The organism is Salinarimonas soli, from assembly GCF_008386575.1.
Taxonomy (GTDB): Bacteria; Pseudomonadota; Alphaproteobacteria; order Rhizobiales; family Beijerinckiaceae; genus Salinarimonas_A; species Salinarimonas_A soli.
On sequence record NZ_VUOA01000021.1, the window covers coordinates 51,306 to 67,858 of the forward strand.

Annotated in this window: 18 protein-coding genes; 4 read left to right on the forward strand and 14 right to left on the reverse strand. The window is 70.3% G+C overall.

What is annotated here, in order from left to right; all coding sequences use genetic code 11:
- Positions 1-21 precede the first annotated feature (21 nt).
- The 5 genes from F0L46_RS11995 to F0L46_RS12015 form a co-directional block, all read right to left on the reverse strand.
- Positions 22-315 carry a DUF5076 domain-containing protein gene (locus F0L46_RS11995; protein ID WP_149817792.1) on the reverse strand — a complete coding sequence of 98 codons (294 nt, stop codon included), beginning with the start codon at positions 313-315 and terminating at the stop codon, positions 22-24.
- A gap of 4 nt (positions 316-319) precedes the next feature.
- Entirely contained in the window at positions 320-1,774 is a 1,455-nt protein-coding gene (locus tag F0L46_RS12000; protein ID WP_149817794.1) for a pyruvate dehydrogenase complex E1 component subunit beta, read from the reverse strand.
- A 45-nt stretch (positions 1,775-1,819) separates the two neighbouring features.
- Positions 1,820-2,869 carry a pyruvate dehydrogenase (acetyl-transferring) E1 component subunit alpha gene (gene pdhA / locus F0L46_RS12005; RefSeq protein ID WP_149817796.1) on the reverse strand — a complete coding sequence of 350 codons (1,050 nt, stop codon included), beginning with the start codon at positions 2,867-2,869 and terminating at the stop codon, positions 1,820-1,822.
- 218 nt (positions 2,870-3,087) lie between these two features.
- Entirely contained in the window at positions 3,088-3,402 is a 315-nt protein-coding gene (locus tag F0L46_RS12010) for an FtsB family cell division protein (protein WP_149817797.1), read from the reverse strand.
- Between the two features lie 23 nt (positions 3,403-3,425).
- Entirely contained in the window at positions 3,426-4,337 is a 912-nt protein-coding gene (locus F0L46_RS12015) for a DMT family transporter (protein WP_149817799.1), read from the reverse strand.
- A 102-nt stretch (positions 4,338-4,439) separates the two neighbouring features.
- On the opposite strand from F0L46_RS12015, the gene F0L46_RS12020 reads away from it, so the two are divergent.
- Both F0L46_RS12020 and queF read left to right on the forward strand, forming a co-directional pair.
- Positions 4,440-4,967 (forward strand): redoxin family protein, encoded by a 528-nt coding sequence (locus tag F0L46_RS12020; protein WP_188311939.1) that lies wholly within the window; start codon positions 4,440-4,442, stop codon positions 4,965-4,967.
- A gap of 65 nt (positions 4,968-5,032) precedes the next feature.
- Complete coding sequence (gene queF / locus F0L46_RS12025) at positions 5,033-5,485, forward strand: preQ(1) synthase (RefSeq protein WP_149817803.1); 453 nt, start codon at positions 5,033-5,035, stop codon at positions 5,483-5,485.
- Between the two features lie 255 nt (positions 5,486-5,740).
- On the opposite strand, the gene F0L46_RS12030 is transcribed toward queF, so the two are convergent.
- Positions 5,741-6,808 (reverse strand): spore photoproduct lyase family protein, encoded by a 1,068-nt coding sequence (locus F0L46_RS12030; RefSeq protein ID WP_149817805.1) that lies wholly within the window; start codon positions 6,806-6,808, stop codon positions 5,741-5,743.
- A gap of 135 nt (positions 6,809-6,943) precedes the next feature.
- Here F0L46_RS12030 and arfB point away from each other — a divergent pair, with 135 nt between their 5' ends.
- Entirely contained in the window at positions 6,944-7,363 is a 420-nt protein-coding gene (arfB, locus tag F0L46_RS12035; protein ID WP_149817807.1) for an alternative ribosome rescue aminoacyl-tRNA hydrolase ArfB, read from the forward strand.
- 61 nt (positions 7,364-7,424) lie between these two features.
- On the opposite strand, the gene F0L46_RS12040 is transcribed toward arfB, so the two are convergent.
- The 6 genes from F0L46_RS12040 to F0L46_RS12065 all read right to left on the reverse strand — a co-directional run bounded on the left by F0L46_RS12040 (position 7,425) and on the right by F0L46_RS12065 (position 12,805).
- A complete protein-coding gene (locus F0L46_RS12040) occupies positions 7,425-7,943 on the reverse strand; it encodes a metallophosphoesterase family protein (protein ID WP_149817809.1) in 519 nt (172 codons plus the stop codon).
- Entirely contained in the window at positions 7,940-8,929 is a 990-nt protein-coding gene (locus F0L46_RS12045; protein WP_149817811.1) for a ribonuclease Z, read from the reverse strand. The genes F0L46_RS12040 and F0L46_RS12045 overlap by 4 nt, the downstream gene beginning before the upstream one ends.
- A gap of 78 nt (positions 8,930-9,007) precedes the next feature.
- Entirely contained in the window at positions 9,008-10,135 is a 1,128-nt protein-coding gene (locus tag F0L46_RS12050; protein WP_188311940.1) for an NAD(P)/FAD-dependent oxidoreductase, read from the reverse strand.
- Positions 10,132-10,833: a methyltransferase domain-containing protein gene (locus tag F0L46_RS12055; protein WP_149817815.1), complete on the reverse strand. Its 702-nt coding sequence runs from the start codon at positions 10,831-10,833 to the stop codon at positions 10,132-10,134. Before F0L46_RS12055 ends, F0L46_RS12050 begins: the two co-directional genes overlap by 4 nt.
- A gap of 6 nt (positions 10,834-10,839) precedes the next feature.
- Positions 10,840-11,922, reverse strand: a complete 1,083-nt coding sequence (locus tag F0L46_RS12060; protein ID WP_149817817.1) for a type III polyketide synthase — start codon at positions 11,920-11,922, stop codon at positions 10,840-10,842.
- 151 nt (positions 11,923-12,073) lie between these two features.
- Positions 12,074-12,805: a glycosyltransferase gene (locus F0L46_RS12065; protein ID WP_149817818.1), complete on the reverse strand. Its 732-nt coding sequence runs from the start codon at positions 12,803-12,805 to the stop codon at positions 12,074-12,076.
- Positions 12,806-12,903: 98 nt separating this feature from the next.
- Here F0L46_RS12065 and F0L46_RS12070 point away from each other — a divergent pair, with 98 nt between their 5' ends.
- Positions 12,904-15,174 carry a CDC48 family AAA ATPase gene (locus F0L46_RS12070; RefSeq protein ID WP_149817820.1) on the forward strand — a complete coding sequence of 757 codons (2,271 nt, stop codon included), beginning with the start codon at positions 12,904-12,906 and terminating at the stop codon, positions 15,172-15,174.
- A gap of 260 nt (positions 15,175-15,434) precedes the next feature.
- Here F0L46_RS12070 and F0L46_RS27595 read toward each other — a convergent pair whose 3' ends face one another.
- Together F0L46_RS27595 and F0L46_RS12080 are read right to left on the reverse strand one after the other, a co-directional pair.
- Positions 15,435-15,953, reverse strand: coding sequence for a BON domain-containing protein (locus F0L46_RS27595; protein ID WP_149817822.1), 519 nt, complete (start codon positions 15,951-15,953; stop codon positions 15,435-15,437).
- Positions 15,954-16,011: 58 nt separating this feature from the next.
- Positions 16,012-16,551 (reverse strand): BON domain-containing protein, encoded by a 540-nt coding sequence (locus F0L46_RS12080; RefSeq protein ID WP_149817824.1) that lies wholly within the window; start codon positions 16,549-16,551, stop codon positions 16,012-16,014.
- Positions 16,552-16,553: the final 2 nt, after the last annotated feature.

A 16,553-nucleotide genomic window follows, 5' to 3' on the forward strand; every position in this document is an offset into this window, starting at 1 on the left:
CGTCGGCATGCTGTCGCCCGTTCAGTTCATGGCCTGGGTGGAGCCGGGATCGGTGGGGTTGTCGAGCTCGGCGCGCAGGCCGCCCTCGATCTGGGCCATGGCCTCGTCCTCGGAGAGGCCGGTTTCCATGGCGTAGACGCGCGCGGCGTGGCGGGCGAGGTCGACGAGGAGGACGCCCCAGGTGAAGGGGTCGTCGAAGGCGCGCCGCAGGGCCACGCTCACCGCCCCGTCCACCACGGACGCGCGCAGGATCTCGACGCCGCCCTTCTCGCGGACGTCGGGCGGGATGGAGAGCTCCTCGAACTTCGCCGCCATCGCGTCACCGATAGCAGACGGCCTTCGCCGCCTGGACCACGTCGGCGACCGTCGGCAGGGCGAGCTTCTCGAGGTTCGCCGCGTACGGCATCGGCACATCCTTGCCCGTCACGCGCATCACAGGGGCGTCAAGATAGTCGAAGGCATTCTCCATGATGCGCATGGCGATCTCGGCGCCGACGCCCGATTGCGGCCAACCCTCCTCGACCGTGACGCAGCGCCCCGTCTTCATCACGGAGGCGACGATGGTGTCCGTGTCCATGGGGCGGATCGTGCGCAGGTCGATCACCTCCGCGTCGATGCCCTCCTTCTCCAGCTCGTGCGCGGCCTTCAGGGCGTAGGTCATGCCGATGGAGAACGAGACGATGGTGACGTCCTTGCCCTTCCGGTGGATGCGCGCCTTGCCGAGCGGCACCGTGAAGTCGTCGAGCTTGGGCACAGGGAAGGACTGCCCGTAGAGGATCTCGTTCTCGAGGAAGATCACGGGGTTGCGGTCGCGGATCGCGCTCTTGAGCAGGCCTTTCGCGTCGGCCGCCATGTAGGGCGCCACCACCTTGAGGCCGGGCACCTGGCTGTACCACGCGGTGAAGTCCTGGGAGTGCTGGGCGCCGACCCGCGCCGCCGCGCCGTTCGGCCCGCGGAACACGATGGGGCAGCCGAGCTGGCCGCCCGACATGTAGAGGGTCTTCGCCGCCGAGTTGATGAGGTGGTCGATCGCCTGCAGGGCGAAGTTGAAGGTCATGAACTCGACGATCGGCTTGAGGCCGACGAAGGCCGCGCCCACGCCCATGCCGCCGAAGCCGTGCTCGGTGATAGGCGTGTCGACCACGCGCCGCGCGCCGAACTCCTGGAGAAGGCCCTGCGTGACCTTATAGGCGCCCTGGTACTCGGCGACCTCCTCGCCCATGACGAAGACGGTCTCGTCGCGCCGCATCTCCTCGGCCATGGCGTCGCGAAGGGCCTCGCGCACGGTCATGGTGACGAGCTCGGTGCCCTCCGGGATCTCGGCCATGGCGTCGTAGGAGGCAACGTTCGAGATCACGGCGGGCGCGGCCGGCGTCGCGACGGGCGCGGCGTTTCCGCCTGAGCGCTGGTCGGGAGCCGGACGGTCGGTCATGCCCTCCGCCTGCATGTCGGGGGTCGGCGCCGGCTGTGCGGGTGCCGGAGCCCCGGCCCCGTTGCCCGAAGCGCCGCTCGCCGCCGCCGACACATCCTCGCCCTCGCCCGCGATCACGGCGATGCGGGTGTTCACCGCGACGTTGTCAGTGCCCTCCTCGATGAGGATCTTGGCGAGCACGCCCTCGTCGACGGCCTCCACCTCCATGGTGGCCTTGTCGGTCTCGATCTCGGCCAGCACGTCGCCGGACTTGATCCGGTCGCCCTCTTTCTTCATCCATTTCGAGAGCTTGCCCTGCTCCATGGTGGGGGACAGGGCGGGCATCAGAACGTCGACGGGCATGTGCGTGTCTCGTGCGGGCGTTGGGCGGCCGGAGGGGCGCGGTCTTCAGAGGAGGATGTCGGTGTAGAGCTCGGACACGTCCGGCTCCGCATCGTTGGACGCGAAGTCCGCCGCCTCGTTGACGATCTGGCGGATCTCGCCGTCGATCGCCTTGAGCTGGTCCTCGCCCACCTTGTGATCCTCCAGGAGGCGCCGGCGCACCTGCTCGATGGGGTCGTGCTCCTCGCGCATGCGGGCCACCTCGTCCTTCGAGCGGTACTTCGCCGGGTCGGACATGGAGTGGCCGCGATAGCGATAGGTCATCATCTCGAGGATGTAGGGCCCCTCGCCGGAGCGGGCGTGCTCCAGGGCGCGCTCGGAGGCCTCCAGCACGGCACGCACGTCCATCCCGTCGACCTGCTCGCCGGGGATGTTAAAGGAGACGCCGCGCTTCGAGAAGTCGGTCTGCGCCGAGGAGCGGTTCACCGCGGTGCCCATGGCGTAGCGGTTGTTCTCGATCACGTAGACGACGGGCAGCTTCCAGAGCGCCGCCATGTTGAAGCTCTCGTAGACCTGGCCCTGGTTCGCCGCGCCGTCGCCGAAGAAGGTCATGCAGACCTGGCTCGTGCCGCGATACCGGTTGGCGAAGGCGATGCCGGTGCCGAGCGACACCTGGGCGCCCACGATGCCGTGGCCGCCGTAGAACTCCTTCTCCTTGGAGAACATGTGCATCGAGCCGCCCTTGCCCCGGGAGTAGCCTCCGCGGCGGCCGGTGAGCTCGGCGAGGACGCCCTTGGGGTCCATGCCCATGACGAGCATGTGGCCGTGATCGCGGTAGCCCGTGATCATCTGGTCGCCGTCCTGCGCCGCCATGCGCATGCCGACGACGACGGCCTCCTGGCCGATATAGAGGTGGCAGAACCCGCCGATCAGGCCCATGCCGTACATCTGCCCCGACTTCTCCTCGAAGCGGCGGATCAGCAGCATCTCGCGATAGGCGGAGAGCTCCTGCTCCTTGCTGAGCACAGGCGTGTTGGAGGCGGACTTGCCGCGTCCGGCGCTGCGGGCGCCCTTGGCGTCACCTGCGCCTCCCGCGGATCGAGCAGCCGTGGCCATCAAATACTCTCCAGAGCGGTCGTGTCCCTTCCCATTTAACGCACGGGCATGCCGAAAGCGAGGGGGCGCGCGGCCGCGCCGCCGCGTGACGCCGCGAAGCTAAATCATTGCTGAACCGCAGATTTCGGCAGTTAACCGGTTTTTGGTTGATCAGTATTTCGAGCACCTATCGCCACGCCCAAGGCGCAACGCCGCCGCAAGGCGCGTCCGGGTCGCGCTCAGGGGCCGGTGATGATCACGAGATCGTTGCGGTGCACGCGTCCCAGCATGGTGCGGGCGCGCTCCTCGAGGAGGTCGCGGTCGATCTGGTCGCTGCGCAGGAGCGCGATGCGGCGCTCCCATTCGGCGCGCTCATTCTTGATCCCGTCGAAATCCGCCGTGAGCTGGACGATCTGGGCCTTCAGCTCGCGCTTGGCCTCGAGCCCGCGGCTGCCGTTATGGGCGTGGTGCACGAAATAGCCGACGAGCGCCCCGGAGACCGCATAAAGCGCCAGGGGGATCAGGAAGGCGCGTGCGCGTTTTCTGACGACCATGCCCGAATCATGGTCCGGCGTAGTTAAGATCTCGTTGCCACGCGGCGCGCGGCGAAAAACGGTCCGGCCGACGCGATGGCGAGCCCGCCCACGATGAGGGCGACGCCCACCGCCTGAACCGGCGCGGGCCACTCGCCCAGAAGCGGGATGGCGAGAAGCGTGCCGACGACGGGGATCAGCGGCGGGAAGCGCTGGGCTTCCGCCGCGCCGAGGGTTCGTACCGCGCTTCCCCAAAGCCAGAGCCCGAGGATCATGTTGAGGAGGCCCTGGTTGACGGCGTGGAAGGCTACGACGAGCGCATCGACCCGCATGATGCCGGGGCTTCCCAGCAGGTAGACCGGGAGGTAGGCCATCGAGAGCACGGCGACGATCGAGGTCGAGACGATGGCGCCCACCTGCCAGCGCTGGAGGAGGAGCGGATAAAGCCCCCAGAGGGCGCCCGCCGCGAGGAAGCACAGGTCCCCCGTCACGATGCTGCGCGACCCGCTTGTCCCGCCCGCGATGCCGATGCAGGCGAGCCCCGCCAGCACGGTGAGGATGCCCGCCGCCACGATGCGCGGCGGACGCACGCCGAACATGACGATGCTGCCCACCGCGCCGATCACGGTGACGGTCCCGGGCTGGATCGCGGCGCCATGGGCGGCGGGCGCCAGCGACAGGCCGGTGTTCATGAGGAGCACCATGGGCAGGCCGCTCATGGCGGCGAGGACGAGTCCCCTCCCCCATCCGACGCCCGCGCAGGTCGCCGCGCCCGCGCGCAGGAACACGGGCAGGAGTAGCAGCCCGCCGACGCCGAAGCGCAACGCCGCGAGGTCGTTCGGGCTCAGGCCGTTGAGGGTCGCGTGGCGGGTGACGACGAAGTTGCCGCCATAGATGACGACGGCGAGCAGCATCGCCGTGATCGCGCCACGACGGGTCGCAAGCAGTCCGTTCATGGGCCTATGAGAACCGATCGTGAAGCATTCCGGTAGATGGCGCGACGCAGGGCACCCCTGCTTTACCGTTGCCTGCCAGGATCGAGGCTACGAGGTCGACCCATGACGCACGCCCATCCCGATCGCCTTCGCCGCGCCCTGCTCCTTGCCGCCCCCGCGCTCCTTGCTGCGGGCTGCGGCCCGGCCGCCGCCTCAGCCCTCCCGGCCGTCACACTGCCGGGTCTGCCCGGGCTTCGCGACCGGACAGGGCAGCCCGTGCCCGGCATCGAGCCCGACACGTTCCGGCGCGGCTTCGCGCTCCTCAACATCTGGGCCTCGTGGTGCCCCTATTGCCGCAGCGAGCACGGCATCCTGGAGGAACTCGCGGGCGACCGGCGCCTGCGCCTCGTCGGCCTCGTGTGGCAGGACAAGGCGGAGACGGCCGCGGCCTATCTCGCCCAGCGCGGCAACCCGTTCCACGCGGTCGCCCTCGACGCCGACGGCGTCATCGCCGGCGCGCTGCGCCAGCGCGGGGTGCCGTCGAGCTATCTCGTGGACGGGACGGGGGCGATCATCGCCCGCCATCCCGGCGCCCTGACGGAGGAATGGGTGCGCACGGTGTTGAAATCCCGGCTCTCCGCGTCGATTTGAGCGTTGCCCGGGCGGCTTTTTTGCGCTTCACGACCCGCACGCATCGCCAAACCAGCGGAACGATCATGTCCCATCTCGACGTCAGCCAGCTCGGCCGGCCGACCGCGCAGCCGAACTCGCCCGAGGAGGCGGTGCTGGAGCGCGTGCCGAACCCCCACGCCGACACCGACTACGTGGCCCGGTTCACGGCCCCCGAGTTCACCTCCATCTGCCCCGTCACGGGGCAGCCCGATTTCGCGATACTCGTGATCGACTACGTGCCCGGCGACTGGCTCGTGGAGTCGAAGTCGCTGAAGCTCTACCTCAACTCCTTCCGCAACCACGGGGCCTTCCACGAGGACTGCACGGTGGCGATCGGGCGCAAGCTCGCCGATCTGCTGGGCCCGCGATTCCTCCGCATCGGCGGCTATTGGTTCCCCCGCGGCGGCATCCCCATCGACGTGTTCTGGCAGACGGGCGAGCTGCCGCGGAACGTGTTCCTGCCGGACCAGGGCGTGCCGCCGTACCGGGCGCGGTGATGTCCGGCTGCGCATTCTGACCTTCACGCGGCTTCCCCTGTCATCCCCGGCCGCAGGCGGCTTGTCCGCCGGAGGGGAAGGGGATCCAGCGCAATGGTACTGCTGCGAAGCAGCTCTCTCGGGCCCGCCAAGGGCCCTGGACGGGCGTAAGGCGTCGCTGCGCGACAAGAGCTATGCTGGATCCCCTTCCCCTCCACTCGCTTCGTGAGTTCCGGCCGGGGATGACATGGGAGAGCCACAATCGAGCCAGCCCCCTCAAAACGCGTACCGCACCCCGCAATAGGGCATCATCTCGCCCAGGATCTCCTGAAACCGCGCAAGGTAGAGCTGCTTGTCCCGGCTCTTGTAGCGCAGGTTCCACTGCCCCGATTCCGAGAGCTTCGCCTGCTGCAGGTCGGGGCGCCAGAGCAGGTCCTCGGCCTTGGGGTGCCAGCGCATGTTGACCTCGTGGAGGTCGCGGTTGTGGGTGAGGAAGATCACCTCGGCCTTGATCTGGTCGCGGGCCGCGGGCGAGAGGCGCGCGTCCACCGCCTCGAACAGACGGCGGTAATCCGCCTCCCAGCCCTCGTAGACGATCACGGGCGAGAAGTTCAGGTGCACCTCGTAGCCCGCGCGCACGAAGTCGTCGACGGCGGCGATCCGGTCCTCCATGGGCGAGGTGCGCACGTCGACCACCCGGGCCACCGTCTCAGGCATGAGCGAGAAGCGGATGCGGGTGCGCCCGGCAGGGTCGTAGTCCAGGAGGTCGCGGTTCACGTATTTTGTGGCAAACGAGCCCTTGGCGTTCGGCAGATCGCGGAACACGCCGACGAGATCGCGCACGTTCTCGGAGATGAGGGCGTCGACCGAGAGGTCCCCGTTCTCGCCGATGTCGTAGACCCAGGCTACAGGGTCGATCTGGTCGGGCATGGTCTTGGGCCCGAGCTTGCCCGCGTGGCGGGCGATGGCGCGGCCGATCTGGTCGATGTTGACGAAGACCGTGATCGGGTTGGCGTAGCCCTTCCGGCGCGGGACGTAGCAATAGGCGCAGGCCATGGCGCAGCCGTTCGAGGTGGACGGCGCGATGAAGTCGGCGCTGCGCCCGTTCGGGCGGATCGTCATCGCCTTCTTGACGCCGAGCACGAGCGTGGTGCGCTTGATCCGCACCCAATCGTCCACGTTGCCCGCGTTGCCGTGGAGCTCGGGAATCTTCCAGTGCGAGTCCACGGGGATACGCCAGGCGTCCGGATAGCGTGCCAGCACCTCCCGGCCGCGCTCATAGGCCTCGACGCCGGGCTCCATGTAGATCGTGTCCACCTCGACGAGGCGTCTGGGCGCGGCCATGCGGTCCTATCGTGGTTTGCCGTCATCGTGCCGGGCACCCCGGCACGACAGGGTGGCAACGTCGCATCGTGAAGCGCGGTTCTGGACGGATCGCCGCAGGCATGCGTTGAAGGGGGGAAAGGTCAGGACGCACGCATGATTCCAGTCACCCGCCGCATCGCCATCGACGAGCGCGATCTCGAGGAGACGTTCCTGCGCGCCTCGGGCCCGGGCGGGCAGAACGTCAACAAGGTCGAGACCGCCGTCCAGCTGCGCTTCAACGTGGCCGCCGCCGAGATGCCCGAGGACGTGCGATCGCGCCTGATCCGGCTCGCCGGCCAGCGCATGACGAAGGAGGGCGTGCTCGTCATCCAGGCGCAGCAACACCGCACCCGCGAGCGCAATCGGGAGGACGCGCTGGAGCGTCTGATCGCCCTCATCCGCGAGGCCGCCGTGCCGCCGAAGATTCGGCGCGCCACGCGGCCGACGCTCGCCTCCAAGCAGCGCCGGCTCACGGCGAAGACGACGCGGGGCCGGATCAAGAGCCTGCGCCAGGGACGCCCCGACGCCGATTGAGCGGTGAGCTCGCCTCTCCCCTCCCCCGCAAGGGGGGAGGGAGCAAGGTGGCGCGCCCCTACTAGGGAGCAGATTCCCGCCCGCGGCGGCGCGAGGCGAGGATCGTGTCCAGGGTCACGGGGCGATAGGGGAAGGCGTCGACGCCAACGTCGTATTGCCGGGTCTGCGGCTTGAGGCGCGCATGGGAATGGCCGTGGAGATTGAGCGCGCCGCGCCCGATGCCGTTCCAGGTGCGAAAGGCGTAGTGGCACATCACGAGCCGGTGCCCCTCGACATCGATTTCCGCATAGGCCTGCACGCTGCGCCAGCCCGGCTGGGACAGGGTCGACGGGCCGTCGTTGTTGCCCGTGACGAGGTGCTTCTCCCCGTGCAGCCGGTCGAGAAGCCCGGCGATATAGTCCGCCGGTGGCCCCAGGGCGAAATCGCCGAGGTGCCAGACCACGTCGCCCGGGGCGACGGCCTCGTTCCAGGCGGCGACGAGGGCCTCGTCCATCTCGGGCGGCGCCTTGAACGGGCGCTTGTCGATGCGCAGCGGGCGCCAGTCCCCAAAGTGGGTGTCGCTCGTGAAGAACAGGGTCATGGCTCGCTCCCGAAGGCCGCCTCCGCCTCCAGACGCAGGGCGTCGGGTCGGTCGAGGTAGCGCGGCGAATGATGCAGCGGGGTCATGCGGCGCACGCCCGCGCGGCGCGCGAGCCGCCCGGCCTGCCCCGCCGTGAGATGCCGCCGCGCCGCGGCGATGTCACGGTCCTCGTCGAGGAACGCCGCCTCGATGAAGATCTGATCGGCGTTCCGCGCCAGATCCAGGATGGCCGCCTCGTTCGCGGGACTGCCGAGGGCGTCGACCACATAGGCGACCGACTGCCCCGGCCCGACGGCGAGCGCGTGCTCGCGGATGCGCCCGAGCGGGATCGAAGCCTCGCCGATGACGATCGGCGTATCGTCCGCCGCCCCCTCCCGCACCGCCGCCTTCGCGACGTTGAGCCAGGGCCCGACCGGCAGCCCCAAGGCGGCGAGCCCGTCCCGATGCACGTTGACCCGCATCCGCTCCTGAAGACGAAAAGCGAGGGAGGGAATGCCGTGATCGAGGGCCGCCGACGCGATGAAGAGCGCCGCCTCGTCGTGTACCAGGCCGGGCCTCAGATCGGGCGGTGTCGCGTCCTCGCGGGCGAAGGCGCGACGCGCCGGAAAGCGCGCGGCGCGGATCAGCGCCGTCCCATCGAACTCCGCGACTGCGAGAACGCAATCGGCCGACCTCTCGTCGAGGAGGTTCCAGGTGTAGGAGCGGATCCGGTGCTCGACCCGCTCGATGAAGCCCGGCGGCCCGCTGAGCGAGAGCGGACCGTCGCGGTGCAGGGACAGGCGGAGGAGCCGGTCGAAGCCGCCGAAATGGTCCATGTGGGCGTGCGACACGAAGACGTGTGAGACCCGCGTCAGCTCGCGGGCCGAGAGCGCGTGGTTGTCGCCGAGATCGAACAGGATCGCCCGCCGGGCATGGCGGAAGTCGAGGATCAGGCCCGGATCGTCGTAGGGACCGTTGATCAGGCGCGGCTGGACGAGCGGGCTCATCGGTCCCTCCCCGCCGTTTGCCTCACGGCGCGCTCTCCCGCCGAGCCGCCGTGTCTGAGCCGAGGCGGTGCATCGGCTCTAAGCGAGGCGGGCGTGGACCGGCACGCGCGTCCGCTCCGCCGCGACCCGCAAGCCCCCGGGCCAGAGCCGGCAGGCGGCGACGAGGGCGCGTCGCCCGAGCCCCGACCGGCTCGCGGCATAGAGCGCTCCCGCAAGCCGAACCTGAGGGCCGACGTCCCGGCGCAGGCGCGCGTGGAACAGGGAGGCGGCACGCCCCTGCTCCAGGTAGGTCCGAGCCGCAAGCCGCCCGCTATGCATCGCGATCGCCATGCCGTCGCCGGAGAAGGACGGGATCACCGCCGCCTGGTCGCCGAGGCGGAACAGGCCGTGGGGCTCGTCCCCCGCCGGCCGATGCAGGAAGCCGTAGGGTACCCGTGCGATGGCGAGGGGCTTGTCGAGGACAGGCTCGGCGTCGCCGAGCCGCCTGTCGAGATGCGGGCAGGTGGCCAGGAGATGGGCGAAGAGCGCGTCCCAGCTCCGGCCCAGGGCCTCGAACCGGTCGGCTTCCACCAGGAGGCAGAGATTGGCGATCCCCTCCTCGACGAGCTGGAGCCCGGCATAGCCGCCCGCGAACAGGATCACCTCGATGGCGCCGGCCAGCGCCCGCCGCTCGCCGGGCGGCAGGCGGAAGTAGGTCTTGAAGCCCACGAGGCTGTCGCGGGTGCCGGCCGTATCGCGCTTGAAGCCGCGCAGGTCGTGCTTGCCCGTGGCGAGGAAGACCGTACCGGCCGAGAGATCCTCGCTCCCCTCCGCCTCGATCCGGAAGCCGTCGTCGGCGGCGTGCAGGCGTCGCACGGAGGCGCCGCGTATCACCTCGGCGCCGTGCGCCCGCGCCGCGTCGAGCAGCGCCTCGTCGAGCCTGCGGCGGGTGAAACCGTAGGCGCGAAACGGCAGCGGGCTCTCCGCCGCGGACTCGCCATGGACGAGCCGCACCATATCGATCGGCGCGCCGCCCAGGGCCGCTGGATCGATGCCGACCTGGGCCAGTGCGCCCTGCGCCTCGATGCTGACGAACTCGCCGCAGATCTTGTGCCGGGGCTCGCGCTCGCGCTCCAAAAGCACCACCCGGCGCCCCGCCCGGGCCAGCGCGCAGGCCGCGATCGAGCCTGCCGGCCCGCCGCCGATCACGGCGATCTCCGGGGTCACCGCAGCCTCCCGACGCAGAGGCGGAACGGGAAGACCGGGCGGATCTCGACGGCGTCGAGGGGAAGCCCGGCCCCGGTGACCGCCCGCTGCCAGTCCTCGGGCCGGAAGCTGCGGGCGATAGAGACGGGGCCGTCGTGCTGGACGAAGCGGTGCCAGCGCGCAAGGCGCGCGAGCAGCGCGAAGCCGTAATAGGGAAAGGCGAGCCGGTGGAGGTCGTTGACGAACCAGCCGCGCCCGGCGCGCCCTTCCATCCAGGCGACGAAGCGCACGAGGGCGTCGTCGGGGAGGTGATGGGTGAAGATGGAGCTCACCACGAAGTCGACCGACCGCTGGGGCTCGAAGGCGAACACGTCGCCCGTGTGGTACTCGATCCCGTCCGCCTGCGGCGTCGCCTCCCGGGCGGCGGCGGCGCTCCAGGGATTGAGATCGACGCCGATCAGATCCGCCTTGATGCCGTTGCGCCGGCTCCAGGCCAGGATCGTGCGCAGCATGTCGCCCTGGCCGAAGCCGACGTCGAGAAGCGTGAAGCGGCTCATGCCCCGGGTGGCGCGTTTCAGCCAGGCGAGCGTCGGCGGGCGGGCCAGCGTCACGGTGTTGACCACCGCGAGGTCGCGCAGGCAGGCGCGGAAATCCTCGTAGGCGATCCCCTCCTCGTCCATCAGCTCAGGCTGGGTGCTGCGCGACGCGAAGTCCGGCATCCCACCTCACCCCGTCAGCCGGAAGCGGAAGGTCTCGGCGACGAGGCCCGGGCCGAAGGCCATGCCGAAGCCCTCCGCCGCGCCCTTCACGGTGCGCATCATGCGGTCGAGGACGAACATCACGGTGGCCGACGACATGTTGCCGAAATCGGCGAGCACGCCGCGCGACCAGCGCAGCTTCTCCGGGTCGAGCTCCAGGCCCTGCTCCACCGCGTCGAGGACGGTGCGGCCGCCCGCATGCACGGCCCAAAGATCGAAGTCGTGCTTCGTCTGGCCCCGGAAGATTCCGCTCTCGTCGTTGAGCGCCGCCTCGTGGCGCAGGGCGCGCTGGATCTGGGACGGGACGTCGCCCGACAGGTGCATGTCGAAGCCCTGGTCGCCGATGTCCCAGGTGATGAGCCCCTGCGTCCCGGGGATGGTCTTGGCCCGGAAGTCCTTGAGCGCCACGCCGGCCGGCTCGGCCGTGACCAGGGTCGCGGCGCAGCCGTCGCCGAACAGGAGCGAGCTGAGGCTGCGCTCCAGGTCGGGGGTCTCCTGCATATGGAGCGTGCAGAGCTCCAGGTTGATCACGAGCACTTTCGCCTCGGGCTCGGAGCGCACGATGTGGTGGGCGACCTTCAAGGCGTTGACGGCGGCCGAGCATCCCATGAAGCCCACCTGCGTGCGCTCCAGATCCGCCCGCAGCCCGAGCCGCTCCTGGAGCTGCTGGTCGACGCCCGGCGCCGAGAAGCCCGTGCAGGAGGCGACGACGAGATGGGTGATCTCGTCTCGCGCCGCCCCGAGGTCGAGGGCGTCCACCGCCCGCTCGGCGAGCTCGACGCCGTAGCGGGCGTAGCGGGCCATACGCGCGCCCGTGGTCGGGAACGCGCCGCGGCGCAGGAAGCCCTCGGTGTCGACGGCCTCCTCCATGGTCTCGCCCGGCTTGAGGAACGAGTAGCGGTGCTGGATCTCGGCCCGTTGCGCCATGCGGCGGAACAGGAGCTGCGAGCGCCGGTCGGGGAGGACGGAGTCGACGAACCGGATATAGGCCTCGTGCACGTCGTGGTCGGGGACGGCGGTCCCGATGCGGTTGATGTACGCGACGGTCATGAACGCTCCGGCTCGATAGGGCAGAGAGACAACCGCGAAGCCTGCACATGGTTTGCCCCTGCGGGCCGATGGCGCACCCTTCTCGATAAGGAGCGCCTTGCGCGCAGCTCTTTGCGCAGCAGCTCCGTGCAATATGCCCGCACAGGCCCCCTCACCCCCGCTCGATCTCCCGCTTGGCGAGCGCCACGAAGCGCTGGGGCTGATAGCCCCGGATGTCCGGGTAGAGCAAGCCCAGCAGGTGCGGCGAGACGCCGAAGCGGTAGAGGGACTGGACGAGGATCCAGTTCAGGAGCGTGCGCATCTCGCGCCCGTCGAAGCGGCGCGCGTCGGCCCAGATGCAGGGGTCGCGGATATAGACGCAGGGGCCCGCCGCCTCCAGCCGCCCCGAGAACTCGTAGTCGTGCATCACGGGCCAGGGCTTGTGCCCGCCGAGATCGCGATAGACCGAGGCGCGGGCGAAGATGCCGGTGTCGCCGTAATAGCGCTTCGTGATCCCCCGGCGGATGTCGTTGCCGGGCTCCAGGATCCGCGTGAACCAGGAGCGGGGCAGGAAGCGGATGAAGAACGCGCCACCGGGGCAGCGGGGATCCTCCATGGCGCGCAGGATGGCGTCGCGGGCGCGGGGCGGCAGGCGGGCGTCCGCGTGCAGGAAGAGGAGGACGTCGCCCGTGGCCGCGCCGGCGCCGGCGAGGAGCTGCGGCCCCCTGCCCTTGCGCTGCGACTGCACCACGACCGCCCCGGCGTGGCGGGCCTCCTCGCCCGTGCCGTCGGGGCTGCGGGCGTCGGCGACGATCACCTCGTCGGCGAAGGCGGCGGCGCAGGCGACCGCGTCGGCGATCAGGGGAGCCTCGTTCCAGGCGGGGATGACGACGGAGAGCTTCATGGCCCCGTCGACGCCGTGCGAGGCGGAAAGTTGCGCGGGAACGGTCACGATAGGGTGGCGTTAGAGCCGCACCCCTCGAAGATCCGGAGACCGATCCCATGGCCGATCAGGATGGCGCAGGCCTGAGGATTCAGGTCGCCAATGCGAGGCCCGAGGATGCCGGCCGCGGGGTCGCCCGCATCAGCCAGGCGGTGATGACGGATCTCGGCCTGTCCGAGGGGGACGCGGTCGAGATCATCGGGCGGCGCCACACCACCGCGATCGCGGTGCGCCCCTACAGCGAGGACGAGGGGCTCCAGCTCGTGCGCCTCGACGGCCTGCAGCGCGCCAATGCGGGGGTCGGCTCCGGCGACCACGTGGAGATCAAGCGCGCCGAGGCGAGGCCCGCCACCCGCGTGGTCTTCGCCCCCGCGCAGAAGAACCTGCGCCTGCAAGGGTCGGGCGACGCGCTTCGCCGCACGTTCTACCGCCGCCCCCTCGTCGCGGGCGACGTGGTCTCGACCTCGGTGCACCAGCGCCCGGCCATGGACCGGCGCATGCCGGAGGAGCTCCGAGGGCTATTCGACAAGCCGGCCTACGGGCTCCAGGAGATCCGCCTCGTGGTGGTCCAGACCTCCCCGAAGGGCATCGTCCAGGTAACGGCCGAGACGGAGGTGGAGCTGCGGCCGCAATACGAGGAGCCCAAGGAGACGCGCCGGGCCGACGTCACCTACGACGACATCGGGGGGCTGGGCGACACGGTCGACCAAGTGCGCGAGATGGTGGAGCTGCCGCTTCGCCATCCGGAGCTCTTCCAGCGGCTCGGCATCGACCCGCCGAAGGGCGTGCTGCTCTACGGCCCGCCCGGCACCGGCAAGACGCTTCTGGCCCGGGCGGTGGCCAACGAGTGCGAGGCGCAGTTCTACCACATCGCCGGCCCCGAGATCATGGGCAAGCATTACGGCGAGTCCGAGCAGCGCCTGCGCGACGTGTTCACCGAGGCGCAGCGCAACGCGCCGTCCATCATCTTCATCGACGAGATCGACTCCATCGCGCCTAAGCGCGAGAACGTGCAGGGCGAGGTGGAGCGGCGCATCGTGGCGCAGCTCCTCACCCTCATGGACGGGCTCGAGCCGCGCCAGAACATCGTCGTCATGGGCGCCACCAACCGGCGCGAGGCCATCGACGAGGCCCTGCGCCGCCCGGGCCGCTTCGACCGCGAGATCATCATCGGGGTGCCCGACCAGGACGGGCGGCGCGAGGTGCTCGCCATCCACACCCGCGGCATGCCGCTCACCGAGGACGTCGACCTCGACGAGGTGGCGCGGGTCACCTACGGCTTCGTCGGCGCCGACCTCTCGGCGCTCGCCCGCGAGGCTGCCATGGAGCGCCTGCGCAAGATCCTGCCCGACATCAACCTCAAGGACGGCATCCCGGCGGACGTCCTGGAGAGCCTGCGCGTCTCCCGCGAGGACTTCCTGGGCGCCTTGAAGCGCGTCCAGCCCTCGGCCCTGCGCGAGATCATGATCCAGGTGCCCAACGTCACCTGGGACGACATCGGCGGCCTCACGGAGGTGCGCACGCGGCTTCGCGAAGGCATCGAGCTCCCGCTGAAGAACCCGGACGCGTTCCGGCGCATCGGCATCCGCCCCGCCAAGGGCTTCCTGCTGTTCGGCCCGCCCGGCACCGGCAAGACCCTCCTCGCCAAGGCGGTGGCGCGGGAGGCCCAGGCGAACTTCGTCGCGACGAAGTCCTCCGACCTGCTCTCGAAGTGGTACGGCGAATCCGAGCAGCAGGTGTCGCGCCTGTTCCAGCGGGCCCGGCAGGTGGCTCCCACGGTCATCTTCATCGACGAGCTCGACAGCCTCGCTCCCGTGCGCGGCGGCGGCCTCGGCGAGCCCGCCGTCACGGAGCGGGTCGTCAACACGATCCTTGCCGAGATGGACGGCCTGGAGGAGTTGCAGGGCGTCGTCGTCATGGCGGCGACGAACCGCCCGACCCTCGTCGACCCGGCGCTCCTGCGCCCCGGCCGCTTCGACGAGCTGATCTACGTGCCCGTGCCCGACCAGGAGGGCCGCCGCCATATTCTCGGGATCCACACCAAGACCATGCCGCTCGCCGAAGACATCAGCCTCGACGAACTCGCCGAGCGCACGGCCCGCTACACGGGCGCCGATCTCGAGGACCTCACCCGCCGCGCCGGCCTCCTGGCGCTGCGCGAGTCCCTCGACAGCGACCGGGTCACGCGGGCGCATTTCGAGCAGGCCCTGAAGGAGACCCGCGCCTCCGTGACGCCGGAGATGGAGCGGGACTACGAGGAGATGGTGCGCACCTTGAAGCAAGAGGGCCCGACGCGGCAGCGGGTGGGGTTCATCGGCGGCGGGGGGTGAGGGCTTCGATCGGGGAGCGCTTGCTCGTCCGGTCGCGCGGCGAGGCATTCGCATCGCCGACCCCCCTCTGCCCGTGACCGGGCATCTCCCCCGCAAGGGGGGATAGAGCGCGCACGCCTGTCTCGCCAGAGTTCCAGAGGTGTGCGTCGCGGATGCCGGTAATCCCTCTCCCCCTTGCGGGGGAGAGATGGAGAGGAGGGTGCGGCGCGACAGCGCCGCCTCAACGAGACGACCGGGCGAGCGCGACCGTAAGCCCCGCCCTACCGCTCCCGGACCCGCAGATTGTTCTGCACGTGCGCGACGCCCGAGACCGCTTCCGCGATGTCCTCCGCGCGGCGCTTCTCGGGGCGGCTCGCGACATGGCCGGAGAGCGTGATCTCGCGGGACTGGACGGAGACCTCGATGTCGCTCGCGTCCACGTGCGGATCCTCGGTCAGGCGCTCGCTCACGTCCTCGCGGATGCGCTCGTCGGAGCGCTGGTAGCCCTTAGGACCGCGCCCGCGCTGGCTCGGCACGTCGCCGCGGTCGATGCGCTCGAAGACGCGGGCCGGGTCGAGGTCGGCATAGGCGTTGGCGTAGCCTTCGGCGCCGTAGCCGCCCGAGCCCATCACGTCGTGATAGTCGATGGCCGCGCCGCCCGTGCCGTAGCCGCCGCTGGAATCGCCGAGATAGCGATCGCGCCCTTCCTCGTCGGAGCTGCGGGCGAACTCGTCGCGGGCGTGGCCGCTATAGCGGTTCGTGTCGCGGTCTGGGCCCTTGTTGGGCTTGCGGTCGGCCATCGGGGTGCTCCGCCGTCGGGTTGCCGAGGAGAACGGGAGGCCCGCGGGCGCGGTTCCGTCAGCGCGGACGCGAACGGCCCGCGACCGAGTGGCCGCGACCCTCGTCGGGCTGGCGCTCCGGGGACATCTCCTCCTTGCCGAAGGCGGTGTTCTCGCGGACGCGCAGGTTGTTCTGCACGTGGCTCACCCCGGAGACGGCCTCGGCGATATCCTCCGAATGGCGCTTCTCCCAGCGGCTGCCGACGGTGCCTTCCAGGGTGATCTCGCCCTCCTCGACCCGCACCTCGATGGCGCGGGCGTCGACATGCGGATCCTCCATGAGGCGGTCGCTGACGTCCTCCAGGATGCGCTCGTCGGAGCGCCGATACCCCTTGGGTCCCCGACCGCGATGGGGGCCGTCCGTGCGGTCGCCCGCATAGCCGTTGCCGCCGATGCTCTCGCGCCGGTCCCGCTCGCCGTGGACCGGGCCGCTCACATGACGATCCGCCTCGCCGCGCAGGCCTCCGCCATAGCCGCTCGTGCCGAAACCGCCGCCGCCATAGCCGGCGGGGCTGCCGGAATAGGGATCGTTGCGGCGGGGCTTGGTGTCGTCGGGCATGG

Excerpts from the sequence above, each read along its gene's own strand:
- F0L46_RS12030 (WP_149817805.1), bottom strand. The coding sequence starts at position 6,808 with ATGGCCGCGCCCAGACGCCTCGTCGAGGTGGACACGATCTACATGGAG.
- F0L46_RS12065 (WP_149817818.1), bottom strand. The coding sequence starts at position 12,805 with ATGAAGCTCTCCGTCGTCATCCCCGCCTGGAACGAGGCTCCCCTGATC.
- F0L46_RS12000 (WP_149817794.1), bottom strand. The coding sequence starts at position 1,774 with ATGCCCGTCGACGTTCTGATGCCCGCCCTGTCCCCCACCATGGAGCAG.
- F0L46_RS12010 (WP_149817797.1), bottom strand. The coding sequence starts at position 3,402 with ATGGTCGTCAGAAAACGCGCACGCGCCTTCCTGATCCCCCTGGCGCTT.
- F0L46_RS12020 (WP_188311939.1), top strand. The coding sequence starts at position 4,440 with ATGACGCACGCCCATCCCGATCGCCTTCGCCGCGCCCTGCTCCTTGCC.
- arfB (WP_149817807.1), top strand. The coding sequence starts at position 6,944 with ATGATTCCAGTCACCCGCCGCATCGCCATCGACGAGCGCGATCTCGAG.
- F0L46_RS12015 (WP_149817799.1), bottom strand. The coding sequence starts at position 4,337 with ATGAACGGACTGCTTGCGACCCGTCGTGGCGCGATCACGGCGATGCTG.
- F0L46_RS12080 (WP_149817824.1), bottom strand. The coding sequence starts at position 16,551 with ATGCCCGACGACACCAAGCCCCGCCGCAACGATCCCTATTCCGGCAGC.
- queF (WP_149817803.1), top strand. The coding sequence starts at position 5,033 with ATGTCCCATCTCGACGTCAGCCAGCTCGGCCGGCCGACCGCGCAGCCG.
- F0L46_RS12045 (WP_149817811.1), bottom strand. The coding sequence starts at position 8,929 with ATGAGCCCGCTCGTCCAGCCGCGCCTGATCAACGGTCCCTACGACGAT.
- F0L46_RS12070 (WP_149817820.1), top strand. The coding sequence starts at position 12,904 with ATGGCCGATCAGGATGGCGCAGGCCTGAGGATTCAGGTCGCCAATGCG.
- pdhA (WP_149817796.1), bottom strand. The coding sequence starts at position 2,869 with ATGGCCACGGCTGCTCGATCCGCGGGAGGCGCAGGTGACGCCAAGGGC.
- F0L46_RS12040 (WP_149817809.1), bottom strand. The coding sequence starts at position 7,943 with ATGACCCTGTTCTTCACGAGCGACACCCACTTTGGGGACTGGCGCCCG.
- F0L46_RS12060 (WP_149817817.1), bottom strand. The coding sequence starts at position 11,922 with ATGACCGTCGCGTACATCAACCGCATCGGGACCGCCGTCCCCGACCAC.
- F0L46_RS12055 (WP_149817815.1), bottom strand. The coding sequence starts at position 10,833 with ATGCCGGACTTCGCGTCGCGCAGCACCCAGCCTGAGCTGATGGACGAG.
- F0L46_RS11995 (WP_149817792.1), bottom strand. The coding sequence starts at position 315 with ATGGCGGCGAAGTTCGAGGAGCTCTCCATCCCGCCCGACGTCCGCGAG.
- F0L46_RS27595 (WP_149817822.1), bottom strand. The coding sequence starts at position 15,953 with ATGGCCGACCGCAAGCCCAACAAGGGCCCAGACCGCGACACGAACCGC.